Raw genomic sequence first — 22440 nt, forward strand, 5'->3', positions numbered from 1 at the left:
TTTTACGATCTTTATCAAACAAAATCGCAGTAAAAAATCCAATAAACCCAATACCTACACAATAAAAAAAATACTCATCTTTCAAAATTTTGTTGCCAATCTGTATGTCCAATACGCGAAAGAAAACAAATAAGATAAAAATTAAAACACTTAAGCAGAAAGTACAGATTCCGATTTTTGAGATTAAAGGTATTTTCTTAAAATCCTCAAACGTCTTTATCTCGTAGGTTATCTTCAAATATTTCACTTCCCTCTTCATGGCTTAAACAATGATATCAATTCTTGTAACGAATTTATGATGTAATCTGGACAATAATTTTCTGGCAATACTTTATTTTTTCGATTAATCCAAGCAACTTTAATTCCTAAGTTTTGGGCACCTGCAACATCACTAGAAAGTGAGTCACCAACATGTAGAACTTCTAGGGGGCTAAGATTGTATGCCTCAAGGGCTTGCTGAAACATTTCAGGTCTTGGTTTATATGATTTTACATCCTCGCTGGTAATAATGTTTTTCAATGATAATCCGTTATGATGAATTGCTGATTGAATGTCATTTCGATCGATGTTGGAGAGGATTATTTTCGGGGTACTACTGATATTCTTCAAAAATACATTTGTGTCCTCAAATAGTTGGGGAGCTTGCCAGTGATCAAATAATATTTCGCTAAGCTCTTTAGGATTTTCAGATGAGTTGTAAAAAGCAATTGTATCCTCTAATGAATGTAGTTCGATTTCGCGTTGAGTTCTAAAGTTATCACCAAAAGATGAATTAAAAGTTTTTGAAAAAGAGTCCCACCAGTATTTTCCGATCTCTTTGGTTGTAGTACCAGTTGAAGTTGTTCTTAAAATTTTACTGCATATTTCCTCAATAAATACATCATCTTCGTGTACGAGTGTGCCGTAGAAATCAAGAAACACTGCTTTGTATATAATATTCCAACACGTCCTTTATTTATTTCTTTAACACTGTATCACTTTACCATAGTAACGTATTTGGGTTATTTTGTATATAACTATCGTCCAGTTACAACGGCCCGCCAATCGTGTATCGGCTGCCGTCATGCAGTGATTGAATTATAAAAAAAAGACCCACAGCAACGGGTCGCGAGTCTAACTTATATATTTTAAAGGTGGGTTTGATTCTTAGTATAGGCTTAATTCGAACAAAAAGCTCATTCCTATTACGAATGAGCTTTTGCGAGTTTTTGTCGTGTGACTTTGCTTTCTTCCAATATCAGTTCTTGCTTTCTAATGTTCTAAGAATGAAGGATGAAAAATCATTCGGCTTTCGTCCTAATATCCACGTTAAAACATTAGGATTACCGATAGATCCATGTTCATTATAATGGTGAAACATTTTTAATATTGTATTTACTTGATATTCTCCTAATCCACGGTTATTTAATTGTGCTGCAAACATTTCGTCTTGCGGCGTTTCAACTTTGATTCCATGGCCAAAATGCTGTTCCATTGCTGCTGTCATATCAGACAATGATAAATTTTCAGGTCCAGAAAGTTCATATGAAGCTCCTGTATGTCCCGGACGAGTAAGAATGATTGCAGCTGCCTCGGCTAAGTCTTCTAAGTCAATCATACATATGCGAGTTTCTTGAGTCGTAAAATACTTTTGTCGAAAGATACCTTCTTCACTAAGCAGCTTCCAAGACTCAAGTATATTCTGCATAAATATGCCTGGCTGAATAATCGTATATGGGATACCTGAATTCACCAGGAGCTCCTCAACCATAAGTTTTTTCTGATGATGCGGCATTTCTTGAATGACGGGATGTATGACAGAATGGAATACAAAATGTTCAACTTCGGCCAAGCGAGCTGCTTGTATGATTACTTGTCCGATTTGAACTTCATCGGGATTCATTGCTGAACAAATGTGGTATACAGCCCTAATTCCGACTAATGCCTCATTTACAGCATTTTGATCCAGCATATCGCCTGTAACGACTTCCATCTCACCTAATGATTTAATGTCCTCGATTTGTTCGGTTCTTCGAACAAAAGCCCTTATCCGCTCTCCTTTAGAAAGCAAAGCTTTAATGACTGCACGACCAGTTTTCCCGTTTGCTCCAGTTATAAGGATCATTTTTATTTCTCCTTTTATAGTAAAGTGATTTTATAAAACAGTATCACATGCAACACGATGCCGAAATTTTGATATATGTGCACATTCCTCATTTCTGCCTTCCCGAAATATAATAATGCCATCATACTGGATCTCTTTTATTTATTCCAACGCATTTCAAGTTATATTCTTATTAATTAAAAGGAATGAATGTGGTCGAATTTGATTAATTCCAAATTAAAATTCTATTTGTTAATCCTTAAAAATTCATTGTTCAATTACCGCGGAGAACACATCATCATGATGTCTATCAATGGAAAACAATACAATAAAAAAACCGCGAAATTCGCGGCTGATATTTCATATATGTTTTTGTCCTCATTTGTTCATTTTTCCTTATTTGCTGTTCAGTTCCTCAATTGAATTGATATTCATATATGTGGGAACTACTAATCCTAGTTTAGTACCATTCAGATTCGGCCCCAAATCTTCAAATTTACCTTTATACTTATCATAATAATCTTTATGCGTCGTTGGAAGCCAGGCTGCTACTATTGCATCCGCACTTCCATCTGAAATTCCTGCCCACATCGGTCCGGCTTCTACCTGCAGCATTTCCACTTTGTATCCTAGCTTTTCTTCCAAAACAGCTTTCACGACATTCGTGCTGGCAATTTCGGAATCCCATGCGACATAGGCGAGTTTTAGCTTTTTGCTTTTTTCTGGAGCTAGATCTTTTACCCAACCATCAACCTTATCAGCATTATCCTTTACCCAAGCGGCAGCTGCTTCTTCCGGTTTTTTCCCATCGATGATCGCAGACATCACGACGGCCATCTCTTCCGGGGTCCATTCGAACCTGTCCAGCATGGTATAAGCCGAAGGAGCATCTTTCTTCAAGTTATTCCTCACAATGGTATGAATCTGTTCATCCTTTCCGAACACACCTTTAGGATCATTCAAATATTTAAGCTCATATTTGGCAAACATCCAATGAGGTGTCCAGCCCGTTATAATGATTGGCTTCTTAGCTTTATAGGCTTTGTCGAGAGCGGCTGTCATTGCAGCGCTTGAGCCTTCTACCAACTTCCAATCTTTCAGATCATAATCATTGATCGCCTGGGCAGCTTGTTTCATTAATCCCGCTCCAGGGTCGATCCCAATGATTTCATGATGCACCTGGCTTCCAATGTTTCCTTCGGACGATACTTGTTTGGAGCAACCTGTAATCACGGTTACTGCAGCCAAACTTACCAACACTAATGCTTTGATTTTATTCCTCAATTTATTCACACGCTCCTCTTTCTTTTCAGAATATACTGACTCATTCGATCAAGAAGTATGGCTAATACGACAATGGATAAGCCCGCCTCGAACCCTTGTCCTGTCTTAATCTGTGTCACTGCGCGGTAGACATCCGCCCCTATACCTTGAGCCCCGATCATAGAGGCAATAACAACCATTGATAATGAAAGCATAATCGTTTGATTAATTCCCGCCATAATGGACGGCATTGCTAATGGAAATTGCAATTTGAACAATTTCTGTGTTCTTGTTGAACCAAATGCATCCGCAGCTTCTACTAAATCCTCTGCAACTTGCCGAATTCCTAAATTCGTAAGTCTTATTGTTGGAGGTACTGCAAAGATCACAGAAGCAATAACACCAGGAACAACACCTAATCCAAAAAACGTTACAGCTGGTATTAAATACACAAAAGCAGGCATCGTTTGCATAAAATCCAATAATGGCGTAATCACATCACGAAATTTATTGCTTTGAGCGCACCAGACTCCTATTGGAATACCAATAATGATAGAAATTAACGCAGAAGTCAGAACAAGCGCTAAGGTGTCCATCGTATGGCTCCAAAACCCTAAATTATCTATTAATAAAAGACCTAGCCCTGAAAATAGCGCAAATGACCAGCGGCCCAAATAAAAGGCTATTGCACAAATTATTGCGATGAATAATAAAACCGGAACACCTTGGAAAACAAAAGATAAGGCATTCACGCATCCCTCAATGCAAACCGAGAAGAATTGAAATAGTACAGCCAAATTAATTTCCAGTTTATCCACGATAAATTCTACCCACTCATCTAGAGGAATCTTGGGAATCATCCTTATGCACCTCCTCTTTAGCGATGGGTTGTCCAGCTAGTGCTCCAAGAACAGCACCGCGAACAATGACACCGATAATACGATTGTTCTCATCAACAACGCCTACCGGATATTTTGAATTTCCACATATCTCGAATAGCTCATATAGCATTTGCTCCGGCGCCACAGTAGGCGCACTTCGGATGACGATGTCCTCGAGTGTTTTTCCTACTCTTACTGCTTCAGAAGCATCTTCAGCTGTGATTACACCAAGTAGTTTTTTCCCACGATCAACAACAAATAAGTTCGATATGCCGCTTTCTCGCATAAGCTGAAGAGCTACCCTCGGCCCCCTGTCAAGGCCAACCGTTTCTGGCCTTCGCATCACCGATGAGGCTGTCAGTACTTTAGACAGGTCTACGTCCTCGACAAATCGTTCAACATATTTATTAGCGGGGTTCATCATAATCTCTTCCGGCTTCCCAATCTGAACGACACTGCCATCTTTCATCAATGCGATCCGGTCACCGATACGAAGTGCCTCATCCAAATCATGCGTAATAAAAATAATTGTTTTCTTCATTTTATCTTGCAACTCTAACAACTCATCCTGCATATCCTTACGGATTAACGGATCTAGTGCACTAAAGGCCTCATCCATCAATAAAATATCAGGATCGTTAGCCAGCGCTCTGGCAAGTCCTACCCTTTGCTGCATACCGCCGCTTAATTGCGATGGCATACTATCCGCCCACTGTTGCAATCCTACAAGACTCAAGGCCTCCAAGGCCTTTACTCGTTTCTCCGCCTTACTTTTCCCCTGAATCTCAAGCCCGTATTCCACATTTTGAGCAACCGTTCTATGCGGAAACAATGCAAATTTCTGAAATACCATACTGATTGTTTCTCTCCGAACAAGACGGAGCTCTTCATCACTCATCTCGACAATATTTCTGCCGTGAATGTTGATGATCCCCTTCGTAGGTTCAATTAACCTGTTTAGCAGCCGGACAAGTGTTGACTTCCCGCTGCCTGACAGTCCCATAATGACAAAAATTTCACCAGGTTCTACGGAAAAGCTGACTTCGTTGACCCCCACTGTATGTTTCGTTTCCCTGTAAATCTGTTCTTTGGAGACCTTACTATTCAATAGCGGAAGAACAGACTCAGGTTCAGGCCCAAATACCTTGGTTACCTGATGCACATCAATAATTGCCACACGCTCACTCCTTTCTGTATGCGTTAATGCCCTCTTGCCTTTTAAGTGTAAAGAACCAAAGTGGGTTGTGTCAACCATAAATTCTGTTTAATCTGTTTATACAGTAAAAACTGTACAAAACAATTTGAATTCTACTACATACTTAAGCATCCTATTCAATGACTTTCTTTACTTTATCGAAATTGTTTCTTACAATAACGTTGTACACATAAAGGCAGGGTGAACTTCGAATGGAACAACTAAACAATATAAGCTCCGAACAAGAGTTGATTATTCAAAAAGCGCGCAAACGCATCATTGAATCTATGGGCAAAAATATGGAACTCTATGGCATAACTCAATCGATCGGCCATCTATATGGATTGCTTTTTTTCCAAAACAAGCCCATGACCCTAGATGAGATGAGAGAAGCCATGGAAATGAGTAAAACCAGCATGAGCACTGGCGTGCGTACGCTGGTTGATTTGAAAATGGTCAATAAAGTTTGGGAGAAAGGATCGCGGAAAGACCTTTATGAAGTAGAAATGGATTGGTTCCAAACCTTCTCCGATTATTTTTCACTGAAGTGGCGTAAAGCATTGGAAATCAATCTCAGCTCTTTGCGCAAGTCAAAAGTTGAGCTTAATCAACTTAGTCAGCTATATCCTGACGATACTGCGTTGCAAGGCATTCTACAAACAGATATTAATAAAATCGACGAAGCTATTCGATATTACAAATGGCTGGATCGGCTAATTGACAGTTTTGAAACAGAAGAAATTTTTAACCTGGTACCTAAAGATCTGCCCTAGGATAATCATAATTTAGGTTCATTATGCGTGGTTTTTCCGTCAACCAGTAAAAAGAGGCATCAGTTAATCCGAACGCCTCTTTTGCGATTTTACACTTTTAACAACAATTTATATTTATCTTAAAATAAAAAAATACCGCAACCGCGCGGCATTTCATGTTTTCCTCATTATAAGTTTCGTCTACAAGCTCTGAGGCATAGATTCCCCTTGCAACCCCATCCCTTAAGCTCCTCCGCGGCATCCAACTCAAAAACTTCTATAAAAATGCATGAATCAAAAATAACACAGCAAACGCTAGTCCACATCTTAAGTGCCATTTCTTATCGAGCCTTCTGTAGCGGAATAAACCCGAAATCGGTACCGGTAATAGGACAATTAATGCAAGCAGCCCGCTAATGTTGTTGAAATCCCATTTGAAACCAAACATAAACACAGCAACCGTATGGAGTATTATGAGTGCGATAGCGAGAATAGCAATTGTAACATGATATTTCTTGACAATACGAAGCAGCATAACCAAGCCTTTTTTCAGATGAGCGAATTTTCCCAATATGCCTTGTTTAAGGATAAAAGCTAAAATATAATTCGATACGACCACGAATAAGGCTATACGGGCATTGGAGCCATAATCCTTGAATGTACGCTCAAAAAGACGACTGTGCAATGTGGTTGATGGTAAATGAATAAGACTCCAAAGCTGCCATATTAGATAGATTGTGGACACTGCCATCGCACCAAATACCCATATGCGTTCTCTTTTAGGAATCCACGGTTGTTTCATTTCTAGTTGTTGCTGAGAGTTCATCTTAACTCCTCCAATATCTTCATATCTTCATACCGTCTTTCCTGATATCGTTGATAATACCAAATAGAGAGGGCTAACCAACTACCGCTTGCTAGAAAACCGCCAAGAACATCGCTTGGATAATGTACGCCCAAATAAATTCTGCTGATTCCTATCGCCATAATCATAATGAAACTTATTATAATTAACGTGCTACGACCAAGAGCAGTTGAAATATGCCGCCAAAGCAAAAAAGCAACAACACCGTATAAGCTAAAAGCGGCCATTGAATGTCCACTTGGAAAACTAAAACCGTTTGCATCAATGATGCGGTGTAATACTGGTCTTGCACGTTTAAAGATAAGTTTTAAAGTTTCGTTTAAAATCACCGATCCGATGACAACGCTTATAAATAGAATCAATTCACTTCGATGATGTAAAACCTTATACAAGAAAAACAAAATGATTAGCGTAACAACGACAACTGGAAATCCTCCTCCTAGGAAGGTAAAGAATTTCATAATGCTTGTTAGATGCGGTGTTTCTAACCCTTGAACAAACGAAATGATCACCTTGTCGAATTGAGATACCTTATGATCGGTTACCAATAGCGCTATGGCTCCAAAACTAATTGCACTCAAAAGGCTTATAAAAAAAGCCCAGGTAAGTTGTATTTTCAAATTCACTAATGAATTAATCCCCCTTATCAATTAAAGAAATTTAATTTTTGAACTAAACTCTACTCCAAGTCCCTCAACTTCATTTGAATATGATAACTCGAATGATATCGAAAACAAGAGGTGCTGGAATGGTGAATAGAGCTCGAACAGTTGGCAGCAAATGGGTCAAAACAAAGGTGCTCTTATTAAACAAGGAACTTCGCAGATTTGTACCGGAGACAAGAGTCTACAGTCAAACGAACCTTCTTCAAATGCTAAATAAGCATAAAATGGTTTATGTCAAACCAATCAATGGCTCTTGCGGACAAGGTGTTATTCGTGTAGAGAAAAATGATAAATACCGTTATCAGGCTGGCAAAACAGCCAAATCATTTGGAACGTTTCAAGGCTTATTCGCTGCTCTAAGCAAAGCCAAGTTAAACAGATCCTATCTTGTACAGCAAGGTATTCATCTCTTAACGCACCAGAAGCGAATCTTCGACACACGTATCATGGTTCAAAAAAACACTCATAAGAAGTGGGAAACAACCGGTTATATTGGCCGAGTTGCTCATCCTCGCAAGATCGTAACGAACTTTCATAATAGCGGCAAACCGCTGCCTTTGGAATTATTACTTGGTTCCCATTTAAAGAATCAACAGAAAAGTCATTATATCCAAAACTTAAGACATTTAGGGTATCGAATTGCAAGGCACTATCAGAAAAGTTATCCCGGATTTAAAGAAATTGGTGTTGATATTGGAATCGACAAAAATTTAAAACCGTGGGTGCTAGAAGTCAACACAGCGCCTGACCCTTTTATTTTCAATCAATTAAAAGATAAAAAAATGTTCTTCAAAGTCCTGCGGTATGCGAGAGCAAACGGCCGTTTCCTACGTGTAAAACGCAAATAATTATTGCTCCTTGAGCAGCGTACAACAGCTCCAATCCTCTTAAACAGGGGATTGGAGCTGCTTACTTTTTAAGAGGGCAATTTTTGTTGACGGACCATCTTTTTAACTCCTAACAAACCAAGACCGACTACACCAGCCGCGACAATCAGCCATAAGGGATGATGGAAATGTATAAACATGTGGTCCCACGCTTTACCAAGCTTTTGACCTAGAAAAACAATAACTAAAATCCAGGCCATTGCACCCAAATACGAGATACTTATAAATTTAGTGAACCGCAATTTGATTGCCCCTGCAATAAACGGTGCAGCATGCCTAAGACCAGCCACATAAAAGCCTACTAATAGTAAGATAGCTCCATGCTTCTTGAAATGCTCTGCCCAATTTTCTAATCTGCTTTCAGAGAGCTTAATCCACTTGGTTACTTTGCTAATCCGCTCGAGCCCTATACTTTTCCCCAGGAGGTAATTAACTGTCATTCCAGCACAAGCTCCTAGCCAAGCGAAGCCGATAATGCCACCTAAATGTAGATTCGTCTTAACGGCTATATAGCCTGCACCTAGCAGGATAATCTCGATCGGTAACGGGATGCCAACAATGCCAAGGAAAAGTGCTATAGAAATACCGGCATAACCGTAATGGGTGATTAACAAGATCATTGAATGATGATTCATCTTTCTTCACCTGCCTCGAATTGATCCTATCATAGGAATGTGAAAATCACATGAGAGAATCCTTTGAAAAACGAAGTTATCTTGTGTTTGGATTGTCAAGGTATTTCCGTTCATCCGATTCTCATGATCTTCTAATAATTGTCCTTTAAGCCTCACTGGACTTAGCATTCCCGCATGTTTGGTAATCTATAGGGAATTCCGGATATGTTAAGGTTATCTCAGGTGAAAACCTAAAACACGATCCTGAAGGGGGATATCCAATCATGAACAACATGAAAAAGAACCGCCTAAGCAAATCGCTATTAGGTATTACACTTAGTGTATCCTTATTTGCATCTGCTAACCTAATGATGGCGCCGCAATCCGCGCATGCTGCAAGCAATGTTTCTGCAACAGCAGCTTCAGCTTCGACATCAACATCGACATCCGGGAAAGCAAATAGTATCATTACAACTGGTAAACAATATTTAGGTGTCAGATATAAATTCGGTGCTCAAAAAGGCAGCACTAACTCCTTTGATTGCTCTTCTTTTACACAATATGTTTATGGCAAATATGGGATCAATCTTCCCCGTTCGTCAAAGCAGCAGTCACAAGTAGGAACTTTTGTTGCTAGAAACCAGCTTCAACCGGGTGATCTTGTCTTTTTCTACTCACCAATTCATCACGTTGGTATCTACATGGGGAATGGAAAGGTTTTGCACACCTACGGCAGCCCTGGTGTTACGATTTCTGATATGAACTCTGGCTGGTGGAGCAAAAATTACAAAACAGCCCGTCGTGTGATCCACTAAGCTTGTCTCACTTTATTTAAAAGCTCAGAAGACCTCTTTCAGTTCTCCAACTGAAAGAGGTCCTTTTCCTATGCCAGAACATCCAGCTTTCTAGGTACATAAGATGTAAGGTGATTAATTTCAAATACCTTGAAAAGAGAGCTGTTCATGTCACATAAATTACTTGTCATCGAAGATGAAGAGAAAATAGCAAGACTGCTGCAATTAGAACTCACACATGCCGGGTATATTGTGGAGCTAGCTTCAGATGGCTCAGAAGGACTACGAAAAGCATTGAATGATAAATGGGACCTCATTCTTCTAGATATTCTGCTCCCTGTATACAACGGTTTTGAACTGATTAAATCCTTTCGCAAGCAGAATTCAGAAACTCCTATTATTGTGGTAACTGCCTGCGGCACCCCCGCGGATATTGTGAATGGACTTGATTTGGGAGGGCAGGATTATATAACGAAACCCTTTCACTTGGAAGAGCTGCTTGCTCGTATTCGCGCTTGTATACGCCGCCAAAATCAATTCCAACAACCCGATGATGAGCTTAATAAGCATGACTCCATGATGTATACGGTGAAAGGAACAAACGTGAATCTTCGCTCCAGAGAAGTGTTACAGAATGACATTAAGATCGACTTTACACCAAAAGAATTTGAACTTCTCGTCTATTTGATCGAACATCAAAATGAAATCCTTAGTCGGGAACAAATCATGAACGATGTATGGGGTTACGATTTCCTAGGAAATTCAAATCTGGTGGATGTATATATAAGGTATGTCCGCAAAAAGCTACTTGCACCTTATCCGAACATTCGGACCATCCGTGGTATTGGGTACCTCTTGGAGGTCTAATTGACATGAAAATTAAGACTAAAGCTTCCCTGCTTTCATTCTTTTGGTTAATTAGCATTCTAATACCGCTTACCTTTATTATTTACTATCTTTATGCACAGTATGAAAAAGAGGAAGAGCTCGAAACGCTTCAATTTAAAGCTAACCAAATGCTCACGCATATAAGTCCTATGGAATTGCTTCAAGAAGATAACAACCGAATATTAAGAAGGTATCTACCCGATCACGCCATGATTCGCTCACTTGATCTTTCTTCTAAGGTGATAAACCAAGTAGCCAACAATGACGAATTAGCCGTTATTCCGCCACAACACATGGATACACAAGAGACTTATTCGCAAAAACTTAATGAACAGACCGTTATGATTGTTCGAACACCCATTCGCCAAGGAACAGAAATCATCGGAACATTAGAAATCATTAGGGAACCAATAGAGCTTGACCAAAGCTTATACCGATTGGTTGGTATTATTGGCATCGTAACGCTTGCTGCTATGCTGCTCTCTCTATCTGCTAGTTTTTTATTGTCCAAACTGTTATTCTTACCGCTATCCCGTATGATTCAGACGATGAAAGAAATCGAAACGAGTCTTGCGATTACCAAACTACCTTTGAATCGAAAGTCAAAGGATGAGCTCTATCAATTATCTGAGACATTTAATCATTTGATGGAACGGATTGAGATAAGCATGAAGAAACAGCGGCAGTTTATATCGGATGCCTCACATGAGTTTAAGACTTCACTCACGATTATTGAAGGCTATTCGTCTCTCATTCGCAGATGGGGTTTTGAAAACTTAGACCTTCATATGGAAGCTCTTAACGCTGTTCATGACGAGAGCAAGCGAATGAAACACATTACTTATCAATTGCTTGAATTGGCTGAACTCGACCATGAACCTAAATTAACGCTGTCCTTATTTGATCTTGTCACACTATGTAAAGAGAACATTCAACTTCTTCAGCCACTCTCCAACAAAGAATTCATACTTATCCCCTCCGAAAGCAGCATGCTGATGGAAGCAGATCGACCGCAAATCAAACAAGTCCTCTTTATTATTTTGGATAATGCGATGAAGTACATGACACATCACACCCGGATATACCTCTCTCAAACAGATTCAAATCATTGTATACGCATTGTGGATGATGGCATAGGCATTCCTGTAGAAGAATTGCCTTTCGTCTTCGAACGATTCTATCGCGTAGATCGATCCCGAAGCCGACAAACCGGCGGTTCAGGCTTAGGTTTAGCCATAGCTAAATGCATTGTCAGTTTACATCAAGGCACAATTCAAATAACCAGCGATCGGCATAACGGAACAGAAGTCATCGTTACCATCCCCAAATTGAAAACCTCCAACCCGTTTTAGGACTTGGAGGTTTTGGCTTAGACTTTTGCATCTGTCATGAAATAGCTTTACATTCATCATGATCTTCCTTTTTTCCTGGGATGATTAGGATATGTTCCAAAATGAATTGTTTCTCCTCTATGGTTAAGTTTGATCGATGGATCAGATGAACGATTTTCCCCTCTAGCTCATGGATCTCTTCTAAAAAATTATCAAGAATCTCTTTCATTTGAATCATGCCTCCCCATTCTAAATTGACGCTAACATGAATTGGCCATTCCAATGATGCATGATATCTTTTACGATATGAGCTGCTGCATGACTTCGGTGTAATCCCTCCATATGATCCCGAATTTCTTCATATTTTTGAGGATGATGAATGAAATGTTGAATACTTTTCGAAAGTTCTTCCATTTTATTTGAGATTGAAGCTACGCCGCGGCGTGATAAATATAGAGCATTTTCCTTCTCTTGCCCGCCATTAGGCTTATAAATGAAAACCGGCACTCTTAAGGCTATGGCCTCTGTCAACGTTAGTCCGCCTGCTTTCGTTACCATACAACTAGCTTGCGCCATCCAATCATGAAGATTATCAACAAACCCATGAATGGTTATCCCGTTATAAGCTGCAAACTCCACTTCCAATCTATGTTTTAACTTCTCATTATGACCACAAACAACAACCAATTGACAATTATCCAAATGAAAAAGCGTGCGCATCATTTCCTCGATATAACTTGTTACACCGCTATCTGTGGCCATGATAAGAATGATTTTCTTCTGCTGATTTCTTGCACGAATCCTCGTATTGGCGAACTCTTGCCTGAGCGGAATTCCACTAACATCTATTCGGTCCTTGCTAATTCCTCTTTCAATGATTTGCTTTTTTAAGTCTTCCGTTGCCACATAATATCGATCGACTTTCGGATGAAGCCAACTAGCATGTAATGCATAATCCGTAAGCACGGTATAATTTTTAATCCCCATGGAACTACAAACGATTGGAGATGCACCGAAGGGGAACGTATTGACGACTACATCCGGACGTTCTTCGTGTATAATCTCTCTCAGCTTCTTTTGCCCTAAATAGGTCATCGACTTCTGAAATAAGGCCGTTTCTTTGGTTTCCCGTGTCAAATAATAGCTCCAACCATAATAGTCAATTCCTAGCCGCGAAACTTTCGTGCTTTTGCTAATCAACGTAGATGTAATCGAATGGATCCATGGATGGCCTTCCTTCATTAGATTCACAATCTTCACGTTCTCCACACCTTGCTGATTAAATTGCTGTAACAATGCTTTAGAAGCCTGGAGATGTCCATTCCCATAATTAGCCGTAAGGATTAAAACACGAGGATTAAATGGTATCATATGCCTACCACCTTTCATCACATACTTTTATAACCGGAACCGATAACCTGCTCCCCATACCGTTTCAATGTATTGCGAATTGGATGGATCGACTTCAATTTTTTCTCTTAATTTACGGATATGAACCGTAACCGTCTGGGCATCTCCCATAGCATCAAATCCCCAAATCCGTTCAAATAGGTGATCTTTACTAAATACTCGATTTGGATTCGTAGCTAGAAAATAGAGCAAATCAAATTCTTTGGTTGTTATATTGATCTCCTGATCATGAACAAATACCCGACGGGAACTATTATCAATTAAAAGTCCCTGAATGCGAATCTCATCCTTATTTTCTTTGGTACCAATTAATCGCTCGTATCGTGCTAAATGTGCTTTAACCCTTGCTACTAATTCACCGGGTTTGAAGGGCTTCGTAATATAATCATCTGCCCCTAGACCTAGTCCGCGAATAACATCAATATCCTCTTTTTTGGCGGTTACCATCAAGATTGGAATCTGATATTTCTCACGAATTTGCTTGCATACTTCAAATCCATTTAACAAAGGCAGCATGACATCCAGGATGATTAAGTCGAACTCTCCACTAAGACCCAATCTAAGTCCTTGTTCACCGTCAGTTGCGATATCGACCTTATATCCATTTACCTCCAAATAATCACGTTCAAGTTCTGCAATGAGCTGTTCATCTTCAACAATAAGTACCCGTTTCATTCATTTCCACCGTCTTTACGCAGCTTTTGCGGTAATTTTATCGTAATACAAGTCCATTCGCCTTTCATACTGTGTGCGCTAATGGCGCCGCCATGCCCCTCGATCATTTGTTTGGAAATCGCTAACCCTAACCCGCTTCCCCCATTGTTGCTGTTCCTAGAAGGATCTGCCCTGTAGAAGCGATCAAAAATATATGGGAGTGCTTCTGCTTCTACACCAGCCCCATTATCCCTAATTTCAATAATGACACTTGTCCCTGCATTCTTTGCTTGCAAAGTGATGGACTTTTCCGATTTGTTCATAAATTTCAAGCAATTGTCTACAATGTTAGAAAAAACACGTCTTATTTTGTCTCGATCTATGGAAACCAGTGTCTGCTGGTCAACTGTGATATCCGACTTATAATGGATGCCTTTTTTATGGAGTTCAAATTCAAGTTCGTCCGACCAATCCACTAGAAAATCGGAGAAGTTTACGACTTCAAAGTTAAACGGCACTCGCTTTAAGTCCAGTTTAGAAAAAAGAAATAATTCATCGATTAAATGATCCATTTCTTCCGCTTTGGATGAAATGATTTCGATGTATTTTTGTCTTTTGTCCGTGGTATCCGCAATTCCATCACCTAGTCCATCGATATAACCTCTAATCGCCGTAAGCGGGGTCCGAATATCGTGCGAGATGTTAGAAATCAATTCTTTTCGGTTTTCTTCATATTGAACTTGCGTTTGAATGGATTCTTTCAGCTGCTTGCGCATTTGTTCGAAGGCTATACTGAGCTGCCCGATCTCATCCGTGCTTGTTATCTGAACTTGGAAATCCAGATCACCGGATTGGATCCTTTTCATTGCATTCTTTAACTTGCTTAGCGGTGAAATAATACTTCTAGAAACAAAATAAGTTAATGAGCTATGCGTCAAAACTAATATAATAAGGAGCGTTATAAAAAGAGCCGGGAAAAATTTCTGTATAAAATTAACTAACGGATTAACAGTCGTAATAATAAAGACACTTCCAGATTGCTGGCCAGTAAAATAAAAATCAAAAGAACTAATCTCCAGTAATTCATTCCCAATATGTTTGGCATCTTCGTGTTCCGGATGGCCAGGATGCTTAAATGCCGGCAATTGCTGAAGTACATCCGAATTTTCTAAGGTTGGAGATACATACACATACGTATTATCTTTTCGTACAATCATCCTTGAGTTATTGGTTTGCAGTTCTTGATCGATGTCTGCCAGATAAGTCAGGTCGGCAAGCATGGCCGGATTTTTCTCCGATGTTCGTTTCATTTCCTTGAACGTATGCTCTAGATTCTGATTCTCGAATAGTCCGACCCCGGAGCTCACTTGTTCGCGAATACCTTGGAAGTCTCCACGGAATACCACGATTAATAAGATGGCTGTGATCATCATCATTACGAGTGGAATTAGCAGCATGGCTGCATAGGAAAGTAATAATTTTAGACGAATTGACATGTGCAGACCCCGTTTATTTATACTTCTTTTCGATCGAATTTATAGTAACCTAGTGCCATAAACAACATGCAACTTGAAATCAGGAAAAGTGAAGTCGTTACTAATTTACCATTGGAAACGGACGGACTTAACCATAACATATGCCAATCTGTATACGATGTTGGTGAAAAGGCAGCGAAATTGTGCAGCAAGAAGGGCGCTATCTTAGCTACTGCAAAAAGAATGAGTGCAAAAACCATATATCCGCTGGCTGATTTGAAAAACTGGGCAACAAATACAAACAAGGACGATATGGCTACCATAGAAACAAAAGCAGCAACATAGGCTTTCAACATTCCCAATGTTTCCGTGAAACTGGATGTTGTTCCAGCAAAAAAGCTACAAATAGAGGTTACGATGCCGAGTACAATCAGGATTCCAGCCATACAGGTGACAAGAGCAGCCGCTTTTGTTACATAGACTTGAAAACGTGAATTGGGTCGTAGTAAAGCAAGTTTCATCGTTCTGGACCCTACTTCGCCAGGAAATAAATCAGCCGTGATGGTTAAAATCAAGAGCGGAATCCAAATGCTCGTATAAATCGATAGCATCTCAATAGGAAAAGACTGGCTAACTGCAAAAAGTCCAAGAAAAGGCTGTAATGCTTGAAGTGAAACAGCGAGTATGATCGGCAATAGAGCTGAAATAATAGCAAACATCACGACTTTTTTTCGATAAAACATTAAGTAAAGTTCATTAAGGTAAGCAGCACGCCATCTATGCACTCGCGTTGTCCTCCTTTGGAAGCTGAAGCTCATCGATATAGAATTGCTCCAAGGATTGATTTTTTTGCAATAAGTCAGAGACATATCCTTCTCTTCTCAACTGCCCCCCTATAACGATCCCAACTCGATTACATAACTGTTCTAACTCGTGAATCATATGGCTCGAAATTAGAAATGAGGTTCCCATTTCCGTGGACAACTGCTTGATTAATTTTCGAAACATGACGGTTCCTTCAATATCCAATCCATTCGTAGGCTCATCTAATATGACGAGTTTCGGTTCAGGTAATATAGCCGCGGCAAGCGCTAATTTTTGTTTCATCCCTGTTGAATAGCCTTTAATTTTTTCTTTGCGTACTTTAAGTAAGCCTACACGATCCAATACTTCTTCGATTCGTTTCGATACAACAGCTGGGTAGAACCGAGCTACTAATGCTAAATACTGATTTGCTGTAAGAAAATCATGAAAATCCGCCGATTCAACCATCGTGCCTACATGCTGCATACCCGCTTCAAAATGTTCGGGAATTTTATGATTAAACAAAGTAATTGTTCCTTGATCCGGTCGAATTAAACCCGTTATCAATTTTAAAAAAGTCGTTTTCCCTGCACCGTTTGGCCCGAGTAAACCATACACATCCCCAGCATATAGCCGAAGCGTCATATCACGAATTCCGCGTTTATTGCCATATTCTTTATATAGATTAGTTGTTTCTAAAATGATATTCATTTGGTTCCCCCATTCATGAACAGCAGACAAGCTTCAACAGGGAAGCCTGTCTGCATGAGCATCTAACTTGCGTAAACCATTATTGATTTTGCTTACCTTGGTGATCGTGTTTCAACGTTTGCACCGTTTTTCCAGTAAGATCAACGGTTTCGGGTGTTGTTTGATTATAATCTGATAGATTCGCTTGAAGGTGCAGAGTCACTTGGTGTGCTGTGCCGGCATCATCTTTGCCAGATACAGTTAAATCTGCTTCTTGATGAGTAAGATAATTACTTGAATTCACTGTTGCTTTAATCGATACATGTTCAATTTTGATGTCTTGGGTCAGTTGAGGAGCTGCATTTTTCAGAAAATCCTCTTGAAATGGTAGAGCATTCGCCTGAACAGCATCATCACTTTTTTCGCCGTCGTGTTCGGTCTTAGTAGCTTCTTTAATAGCGATTGGCGCCAATGCATTGACTACAGTTGGAATTTGCGCGTTATCCAGTTGTATCGAAATGTCTTTGGAACCATCGTCCTTCGTATCAACAGCTACATAGTCTTTCAGATTCCCGACTAACGCATCAATGACCGTTTCAGCTTGCTGAGGAATTTCCGTTTCATTCAGCTTATTCTCGGTTTTATGTTTCTTCTCGTTCTCTTGTTTCACGAAATACACATCACTGGCAGCTGATTTAAGTACTGTTTGGTTCGCTTCCTTATAGAAGCTAAGTGCTTGCTGTGTGCCGCCCACTGCTACATCTGCGTTTCCGCTTGCTGTTTTCGAATCTAGACTTACCTTAAAATTTCCACTCGCACTAGCAAGCACTGCTCCATTATCTTGTAACGCCGCTTCTGCTTGTACAGCAACATTTTGCACCGTTTTGGTATTTTTAAGCGCTGATTTATAGGCTTCATACCCTGATGTACTCGCCATTGCGCTAAACCCAGTTGTCACCATAACGATGCTACTAATCCCAACAGCACTGCCTAACATGATCCACTTTTTATTCATGATTTCCTCCTAATATAGGGAGCGATCTTTGAGAGGTGCTCAAAGTCTCTCCTTTTTGGTATTGGGCTTACAACTAAATCATAGGCAACAAAAATGAAACGCTTATGAACCAATTCTTAAAACTTTCTTAACTATCCATTTATTCAAAAAAATAAAAATCCGCTCATCACTTGAACGGATTTATAGAGACTTATAGTTTCGTTGAATATTCGCTTAAGAGTTTCTTCTTCCAAACCTTGTTCTCCACAACTTCATACCAATGAATTACTTGGAATAGAATGTTTTGCGCTTTTGGAACCCTGCTTAATAATTGATGTACAACAGCCGCGGCAGCTATGCCAAGCACTGCTCCCGCCAAAACGTCTGATGGGTAATGAACCCCTGTCCATACTCGCGAAAAAGCAATACACGCCGCTAAGACAAGCCAAACCATTCCTTCTTTTCTACGGAAAATCCAAATGGAAGCCGCAATGACAAAAGCCCCGGTTGCATGGTCACTTGGAAATGAAGCATTCGCTGGATGTTCAATCAATTGAAGCACCGTATGTGTTACGAAAGGACGGTCTCGATAGAAGAAATGTCCGATAATTCCGCTGCATGCAAATACTACACAGGCAGAAAGAAGCGATTGCGCAACCATTTGGCGTTGGATTTGATGCCTAGTAAACCAATAAATCACTATGCCAATGTAAAATACGTACTCAGCATAAGAAGCAAACATACGCATAACGGGATTTAGAACATCCATCGTGCGTCCTAATCCATTAACCATTTGAAACAACTGATAATCCAACTGAGCGAAACTCATTTTCATCAATCCTTTAATTATAGTAGATGCCGCAAAGACGACATTACAATAACTTTACATGATGAAAATGAGAGGAAAATGAGAAACATACCTATATAAAATTACAATTTTGGAAACTTCACACTTATTTTTGTTCCAACTTTCTCCTGACTGCTGACCGTTATTTCTCCCTGATAATTATTGACGAGACGCTTAGCAATGCTTAACCCAAGTCCAGTTCCTGCTAATTCACGGCTCCTTGCTTTATCCACACGATAGAAACGGTCGAACACATGCGCCAGATCCTCCTTGGGAATACCAACTCCATGATCTAAGATGGTTATTTCAACTTCATTTTTAAATGTTGTTCCTTCAATTAAAATTCTTTTATCTTCTTTCGTGTATTTGACGGCATTATCCAAAATAATTAAGAGAATCTGTTCCATATGCAGTGGGCGTATTGATATGAAAACATCTCTAATTTTCACCAAATTCAGCTCAAATACAAAATCCGGGTGGAGTAGCTCCAATCTTTTTATCGTCTCATGAATAATAGGTTCAAGTTGGGTTGGCTCTCTATTTTCATATGAGAATTGAGACTCTGCTCTCGTTAATGTCAGTAATTCTTGAACAATACCTCGCAAACGCCTAACCTCTTGCAGAGATGCTGACAGTGATTCATCGAGCACAACAGGATCGGATTTGCCCCAGCGATCTAAGAGCGATAAATGCCCCTCCAAAATGGTTATAGGCGTTCGAAGCTCATGGGAAGCATCTTCAACAAACTGTTTCTGTTGACGAAAGGATACTTCCAGTTGATCCATCAATTCATTAAAAAGTTTCGCCAAACTGGATAATTCGTCCCCATTTTCTATCTGCACAACTCGTTCCTTAAGTCCATTCTCTTGGACGTTCTGCATCGTTGATGCCAACGTTCGAATCGGACGCATGAACTGCCGCGCAATGGCTAAACCACCGAGTCCGCTAATAAAAATAGCCAGTACCCCACCGACTGCCATTACCCACAAAATCGTCTCGCTAAAATGATCGAATGTTTCCAAATTACTTGCCAGCTCGATAGTCCCAACAAAGGCAGAGGTAATCAGTGGACTCCTGTATATTAAAATGTGCTCTTCCTGATGGGTAATGTCGGTTAGCTCTTGAGAGCTAGTTGGTTTCCGTGAAACCCAGTTCTCGTCAAAATGGTTTGAAACAGTCAGTAATGAAGTCCCTTCCTTATCAAGGATACGTATCATTTGATTTTTTCCAATAATCTTCTCTAAATAAGATCTGCTATCTGAGATTTGCAAAGTCTCTGTCCTAGTCAATTTCTCGTTAAAATAGTCTTCAAGCTGAATCATACTCACTTGAATTTGATCTTTCTCTTGTTTCAGCATCCATTGTTTAAGCACTATGTATTGAGCAAAATTATAGGTAACAAATATCAAAAAGATTAACGCGGTAGCCCCAAACATGAGCTTCCACTTGATCGGAAGGCGCCGTATCATCATTGTTAGACGTTCTATCATCTCATTACATATCCTATTCCTCTTATGGTGTGAATTAAATTTGTTTCACCGTTATAACCTAGCTTGTTTCGCAAATACCTCACATAGACATCGACTACATTCGTCTCAACCAAAGAATCATACCCCCATACTTGATCCAAAAGCATATCACGTGTTAAGACAAGATTATGGTTCTTCATGAACATAACTAATAGATCGAACTCGCGTTTCGTAAGCGCAACAATTTGTTGATCCTTATATACAATACGGGCATCCACATCGACAGTAATATTCTGAAAAGAAAGCTTCTCATGCGTGTCGTTTCTTTCTAACTCCGTGCGGCGAAAAATAGCTCTTATTCGAGCTAATAATTCTTCAATGGCAAATGGTTTGGGCATGTAATCATCTGCGCCGCTATCTAAGCCAGATACACGATCCACAACGCTGTCCCTGGCTGTCAACATCAGGATCGGTGTCTTCTTGGCTGCACGTATCCGTCGACACACCTCAATGCCATGAAGTCCCGGCAGCATGAGATCCAACAATATTAAGTCCCACTCTTCTTGAAGCGCTAATTCCAATCCGGTTTTCCCATCATAAGCGGCCTGCACTTCAAACAATTCATGCTCCAGCTCCAGTTGAATAAATCGGACTAAGTTTTTTTCATCTTCAATGAGCAATATTCGTTTCATCGTTATCTCCCTGATCCCTAAGTTAAAGTTTACCAGTGCATGTATCCCCAAGTAGTTTGAAGATCAAGATGTTTTTCTATACAGTATCATCCCATTGAACGACTTTAACAATAAAAAATGAGAATTTCATGAGATTTACACAGAAACATTCGAATCTTACCGTGTACTCACAGAATTAACGCCACTACAGGCCGCTATTTTAGCGTAAAGTGGCCATTTCGGAGCTGAAGGGAACTAGCGTCCGCTATTTCTCCGTTTTGGCAGGGAAAACGGAGATTGGCAGGTAAATAGAGCCCTGTAGTTCCGCGAACACGTGGAATCGGCTGATTTTGCTAGGAATAGCTGCCCCAGGTTCCCTTAACAAAGAGAAAAAACGGCCCGTGTTCGCGACTGTTGCGCGAATGGGCCGTTTTTTTCATTTTAAGAAATTACCATACAAATGCGGATGTGATGATTACCAAAAGAATAAAGAGAACCAAAATTGCTGCTGCGTTGTTACCATAACCTGCACAACTACCACCATAACCTACTGCTCCCATGTGTACTCATTCCCCTCTGGTGAAATGTCACTACGGTATAAAATATGTTGGTTACGCAATGATTGATTGGACGTATGTACCAAATCGAGTATAAATAACCGGCATTTATAATAAAGATTTTCGGGTCATCCCCTTTTTAAACCATCCCGAAAAAATAGTGCAAATTCCAGCCATGTGCCCACGCATTATTTTTAAAGTTGAATCTTATATATTACCCCACCACAGCAACTCAAATTTCACCTTCATTAACCATAAAAAGGTCACCCTTAGATGAAAAATAAGGGCGGCCTTTTTGATATTTCCAGCCAGTACCCAACCTGTCAGCTTTATCTAAACGACAAAAAAACGGTCTTATCGCTCCTATTTCGCGATAAGACCGTTTTTTGTTTTTTGCGATGTCAGGTTAGATTGCAAAAGTCATCAAGATAATAACTAAAAGAATAAAAAGAACCAGAACAGCTGCTGCGTTGTTAACACCATAACCAGCACAACTTGCACCACTCATATCTAGTCATTCCCCTCAAGTGAATTTTAACTACGGTATAATCTACGCTGGGTACGTGATCATTGCTTGGGCATAAGTCTATATTCTGCTTCATTTTTCAATTATTGTTCTGAGGTAGTGAAATAACAGATTGCACTACACGT

The 22440-nt window shown here is 39.8% G+C and carries 25 protein-coding genes; 5 read left to right on the forward strand and 20 right to left on the reverse strand.

Going from position 1 to position 22440, the window contains the following annotated elements; genetic code table 11:
* Window positions 1-255: 255 nt before the first annotated feature.
* From ACKTT9_RS27915 to ACKTT9_RS27935, 5 genes are all read right to left on the reverse strand, one after another.
* Window positions 256-921 (reverse strand): HAD family hydrolase, encoded by a 666-nt coding sequence (locus tag ACKTT9_RS27915; RefSeq protein WP_407868485.1) that lies wholly within the window; start codon window positions 919-921, stop codon window positions 256-258.
* A gap of 316 nt (window positions 922-1237) precedes the next feature.
* A complete protein-coding gene (locus tag ACKTT9_RS27920; protein ID WP_407868486.1) occupies window positions 1238-2104 on the reverse strand; it encodes an SDR family oxidoreductase in 867 nt (288 codons plus the stop codon).
* A gap of 375 nt (window positions 2105-2479) precedes the next feature.
* Window positions 2480-3367: a glycine betaine ABC transporter substrate-binding protein gene (locus ACKTT9_RS27925; RefSeq protein ID WP_407873132.1), complete on the reverse strand. Its 888-nt coding sequence runs from the start codon at window positions 3365-3367 to the stop codon at window positions 2480-2482.
* Window positions 3368-3372: 5 nt separating this feature from the next.
* Window positions 3373-4206, reverse strand: coding sequence for a proline/glycine betaine ABC transporter permease (locus ACKTT9_RS27930; protein ID WP_157317383.1), 834 nt, complete (start codon window positions 4204-4206; stop codon window positions 3373-3375).
* Entirely contained in the window at window positions 4181-5404 is a 1224-nt protein-coding gene (locus ACKTT9_RS27935; protein ID WP_407868487.1) for a glycine betaine/L-proline ABC transporter ATP-binding protein, read from the reverse strand. Before ACKTT9_RS27935 ends, ACKTT9_RS27930 begins: the two co-directional genes overlap by 26 nt.
* Window positions 5405-5634: 230 nt before the next feature.
* On the opposite strand from ACKTT9_RS27935, the gene ACKTT9_RS27940 reads away from it, so the two are divergent.
* Window positions 5635-6195 carry a GbsR/MarR family transcriptional regulator gene (locus ACKTT9_RS27940; RefSeq protein ID WP_157317381.1) on the forward strand — a complete coding sequence of 187 codons (561 nt, stop codon included), beginning with the start codon at window positions 5635-5637 and terminating at the stop codon, window positions 6193-6195.
* Window positions 6196-6451: 256 nt separating this feature from the next.
* On the opposite strand, the gene ACKTT9_RS27945 is transcribed toward ACKTT9_RS27940, so the two are convergent.
* Both ACKTT9_RS27945 and ACKTT9_RS27950 read right to left on the reverse strand, forming a co-directional pair.
* Entirely contained in the window at window positions 6452-7000 is a 549-nt protein-coding gene (locus ACKTT9_RS27945) for a hypothetical protein (protein ID WP_407868488.1), read from the reverse strand.
* Window positions 6997-7665: a phosphatase PAP2 family protein gene (locus ACKTT9_RS27950; protein ID WP_407868489.1), complete on the reverse strand. Its 669-nt coding sequence runs from the start codon at window positions 7663-7665 to the stop codon at window positions 6997-6999. The genes ACKTT9_RS27945 and ACKTT9_RS27950 overlap by 4 nt, the downstream gene beginning before the upstream one ends.
* 122 nt (window positions 7666-7787) lie before the next feature.
* Between ACKTT9_RS27950 and ACKTT9_RS27955 the strand changes: the two genes are divergently transcribed.
* Window positions 7788-8552: a YheC/YheD family protein gene (locus ACKTT9_RS27955; RefSeq protein WP_407868490.1), complete on the forward strand. Its 765-nt coding sequence runs from the start codon at window positions 7788-7790 to the stop codon at window positions 8550-8552.
* Window positions 8553-8620: 68 nt separating this feature from the next.
* Here the strand turns inward: ACKTT9_RS27955 and ACKTT9_RS27960 are convergent, their stop codons facing one another.
* Window positions 8621-9226, reverse strand: coding sequence for a DedA family protein (locus ACKTT9_RS27960; RefSeq protein WP_407868491.1), 606 nt, complete (start codon window positions 9224-9226; stop codon window positions 8621-8623).
* Between the two features lie 263 nt (window positions 9227-9489).
* Between ACKTT9_RS27960 and ACKTT9_RS27965 the strand changes: the two genes are divergently transcribed.
* The 3 genes from ACKTT9_RS27965 (at window position 9490) to ACKTT9_RS27975 (ending at window position 12239) form a co-directional block, all read left to right on the forward strand.
* On the forward strand, window positions 9490-10020 hold the full coding sequence (locus ACKTT9_RS27965; protein WP_407868492.1) for a C40 family peptidase: 531 nt from the start codon (window positions 9490-9492) through the stop codon (window positions 10018-10020).
* Window positions 10021-10167: 147 nt separating this feature from the next.
* Entirely contained in the window at window positions 10168-10866 is a 699-nt protein-coding gene (locus ACKTT9_RS27970) for a response regulator transcription factor (protein ID WP_407868493.1), read from the forward strand.
* A 5-nt stretch (window positions 10867-10871) separates the two neighbouring features.
* Window positions 10872-12239, forward strand: coding sequence for an ATP-binding protein (locus tag ACKTT9_RS27975; protein WP_407868494.1), 1368 nt, complete (start codon window positions 10872-10874; stop codon window positions 12237-12239).
* 34 nt (window positions 12240-12273) lie between these two features.
* On the opposite strand, the gene ACKTT9_RS27980 is transcribed toward ACKTT9_RS27975, so the two are convergent.
* The 12 genes from ACKTT9_RS27980 to ACKTT9_RS28035 all read right to left on the reverse strand — a co-directional run bounded on the left by ACKTT9_RS27980 (window position 12274) and on the right by ACKTT9_RS28035 (window position 22297).
* On the reverse strand, window positions 12274-12447 hold the full coding sequence (locus ACKTT9_RS27980; protein ID WP_407868495.1) for a hypothetical protein: 174 nt from the start codon (window positions 12445-12447) through the stop codon (window positions 12274-12276).
* 20 nt (window positions 12448-12467) lie between these two features.
* Complete coding sequence (locus tag ACKTT9_RS27985; RefSeq protein WP_407868496.1) at window positions 12468-13589, reverse strand: MGDG synthase family glycosyltransferase; 1122 nt, start codon at window positions 13587-13589, stop codon at window positions 12468-12470.
* Window positions 13590-13616: 27 nt separating this feature from the next.
* Window positions 13617-14303, reverse strand: coding sequence for a response regulator transcription factor (locus ACKTT9_RS27990; RefSeq protein ID WP_407868497.1), 687 nt, complete (start codon window positions 14301-14303; stop codon window positions 13617-13619).
* Window positions 14300-15778, reverse strand: coding sequence for an ATP-binding protein (locus ACKTT9_RS27995; protein WP_407868498.1), 1479 nt, complete (start codon window positions 15776-15778; stop codon window positions 14300-14302). The genes ACKTT9_RS27990 and ACKTT9_RS27995 overlap by 4 nt, the downstream gene beginning before the upstream one ends.
* Window positions 15779-15795: 17 nt before the next feature.
* Window positions 15796-16542: an ABC transporter permease gene (locus tag ACKTT9_RS28000; protein ID WP_407868499.1), complete on the reverse strand. Its 747-nt coding sequence runs from the start codon at window positions 16540-16542 to the stop codon at window positions 15796-15798.
* Entirely contained in the window at window positions 16535-17272 is a 738-nt protein-coding gene (locus ACKTT9_RS28005) for an ABC transporter ATP-binding protein (RefSeq protein ID WP_407868500.1), read from the reverse strand. The genes ACKTT9_RS28000 and ACKTT9_RS28005 overlap by 8 nt, the downstream gene beginning before the upstream one ends.
* A 79-nt stretch (window positions 17273-17351) precedes the next feature.
* Window positions 17352-18266 (reverse strand): hypothetical protein, encoded by a 915-nt coding sequence (locus tag ACKTT9_RS28010; RefSeq protein ID WP_407868501.1) that lies wholly within the window; start codon window positions 18264-18266, stop codon window positions 17352-17354.
* A gap of 190 nt (window positions 18267-18456) precedes the next feature.
* Window positions 18457-19074, reverse strand: a complete 618-nt coding sequence (locus ACKTT9_RS28015) for an undecaprenyl-diphosphatase (RefSeq protein ID WP_407868502.1) — start codon at window positions 19072-19074, stop codon at window positions 18457-18459.
* Between the two features lie 101 nt (window positions 19075-19175).
* On the reverse strand, window positions 19176-20582 hold the full coding sequence (locus ACKTT9_RS28020) for an ATP-binding protein (RefSeq protein ID WP_407868503.1): 1407 nt from the start codon (window positions 20580-20582) through the stop codon (window positions 19176-19178).
* Entirely contained in the window at window positions 20579-21253 is a 675-nt protein-coding gene (locus tag ACKTT9_RS28025; RefSeq protein WP_157317369.1) for a response regulator transcription factor, read from the reverse strand. The genes ACKTT9_RS28020 and ACKTT9_RS28025 overlap by 4 nt, the downstream gene beginning before the upstream one ends.
* 428 nt (window positions 21254-21681) lie before the next feature.
* Complete coding sequence (locus ACKTT9_RS28030) at window positions 21682-21792, reverse strand: YjcZ family sporulation protein (protein WP_127455728.1); 111 nt, start codon at window positions 21790-21792, stop codon at window positions 21682-21684.
* A 403-nt stretch (window positions 21793-22195) separates the two neighbouring features.
* A complete protein-coding gene (locus ACKTT9_RS28035; protein ID WP_127455727.1) occupies window positions 22196-22297 on the reverse strand; it encodes a sporulation protein YjcZ in 102 nt (33 codons plus the stop codon).
* Between the last annotated feature and the right edge of the window lie 143 nt (window positions 22298-22440).

It is taken from the genome of Paenibacillus sp. P36, from assembly GCF_045866505.1.
In the GTDB taxonomy this organism is placed as follows: domain Bacteria; phylum Bacillota; class Bacilli; order Paenibacillales; family NBRC-103111; genus Paenibacillus_E; species Paenibacillus_E chondroitinus.